The 1,643-nt window shown below is 45.7% G+C and carries 1 protein-coding gene; it reads left to right on the top strand.

Features of this window, described 5'->3' with window-relative positions:
- The first annotated feature begins 117 nt into the window (after positions 1-117).
- On the top strand, positions 118-1,224 hold the full coding sequence (locus tag ACFYU8_RS31440; RefSeq protein WP_390307252.1) for an IS110 family RNA-guided transposase: 1,107 nt from the start codon (positions 118-120) through the stop codon (positions 1,222-1,224).
- Positions 1,225-1,643 lie beyond the last annotated feature (419 nt).

The raw sequence follows: 1,643 nt of genomic DNA, 5'->3' as shown, positions 1-1,643 counted from the left end.
CATAAGTTATCATGAACGAGGACAGCCCCTATTCGTAACTTCGTAGGTTACTCTGGCTACACTAAGGGCAAGTACGCCAATGTACAGAGCGCTACAATACGAAAGGAGCTGCTACTTATGAAGGATTTCACAAAATACGTTGGTTTAGACGTTTCAAAAGATAAAATTGCGGTGGCAATAGCTGAAGATGGCCGAGAAGCCCCACGTTACTGGGGAATGATTGCTCATACACCTGAAGCCGTTCGTAAACTCATGAAACAATTAGGGGATTTTCACTCTCTTCAAGTGTGCTATGAAGCAGGTGCTACCGGTTATGAACTGTATCGGCTTTTTCTTCGTCTCGGAATCGAGTGTATCGTTGTTGCTCCTTCTCTTATTCCGCAAAGACCAGGAGATCGAGTGAAAACGGATCGGCGTGATGCACTCCGTTTAGCCCAGTTGCTTCGTGCAGGTGAATTGGTATCGATTTATGTACCCACGGAAGAAGATGAAGCTCTACGTGACTTAGTTCGTGCCCGTGAAGATGCGAAAGAAGATCAGCTTCGAGCCAGACATCGTTTAACGAAATTTCTCCTTCGTCATGATTTGCGAGCTCCTGTAGGAGTTAGAAAATGGACCGTTAGGTACAGAGATTGGCTTGATCGTTTAACCTTTTCACAAAACAGTTCACGTACCGTTTTTCGTGAATATTTACATCATCTAGACGAGATCGAGCAACGTTTAAAACGTCTTCATGAGGAAATTCATGCTCAAGCGACAGAAAGTGTTCATGCTCCTATGATTCAAGCTCTCCAGTCATTACGTGGTGTTGCAGAAATAACCGCGACCAGCTTGGTTGCAGAGATCGGTTCTTTCTCCCGGTTCGCCCACCCTCGTCAACTGATGTCTTATGCTGGATTGGTTCCTTCCGAATCTTCAAGTGGGGATCTACGTCGACAAGGGGCCATTACCAAAACAGGAAACTCTCATCTTCGTCGTGTTCTGGTAGAGGCTGCTTGGAGTTATCGTTATCCACCTGCGTTGAAAGGGGAGATTCGGAAAAGACAAGAAGGCCAGTCGAAGGAAGTTCAAGCCATTTCATGGAAAGCACAAAATCGATTGCATAAAAAGTATTGTCGCCTCATGGCGAAAGGAAAGCCTGGTGGAAAAGCGGTGACAGCTGTTGCCCGTGAATTGTTGGGTTTTATTTGGGCGATCACTCGACAAATGGAACAAGCATCGTAAAAAAGAAAAGAACAAAAAATCAAGCAGTAAAGATAGGGCGCGGAGGCAAAAGGAAGAACCGGTAGGGAGAACCCACGTGCTTCACTTGCACACTTGTTTGAAAAACAACTACGTGCGTCATAAGTTTGTGGAAGCTCCCCCGAACGGAGAGATAAAATGTGAGAACCCACGGATATCAGACTGCTCACCGTCGAAAAGTTTTTGCCTTCGTGCCGTGTCTTTACCCAATTCTTGTTGCTTGACATGGAGCCTCTGCGGGCATGATTTATGCGTAAAACGCGGTGGTATTCTTTACGCTGACCGCAAATAGAACAGCCTATCACGCCCGCCTCTCCATATAAAGCAACAAGAAAAAAGCAAAAGAAAAAACGGGGCCGTCATGCTATTGACAGTCCTCGTTCATATCAGTGAAGCTGAAA

The sequence above is a fragment of the Brevibacillus sp. NPDC003359 genome (genome assembly GCF_042878995.1).
Classification (GTDB): Bacteria; Bacillota; Bacilli; order Brevibacillales; family Brevibacillaceae; genus Brevibacillus.
Note: the sequence above shows the minus strand (reverse complement) of the source record. Positions and strands in the feature narration are given on the sequence as shown.

Bases quoted from the DNA above. Each gene is read 5' to 3' on its own strand.
- ACFYU8_RS31440 (WP_390307252.1), top strand. From the start codon at position 118: ATGAAGGATTTCACAAAATACGTTGGTTTAGACGTTTCAAAAGATAAA.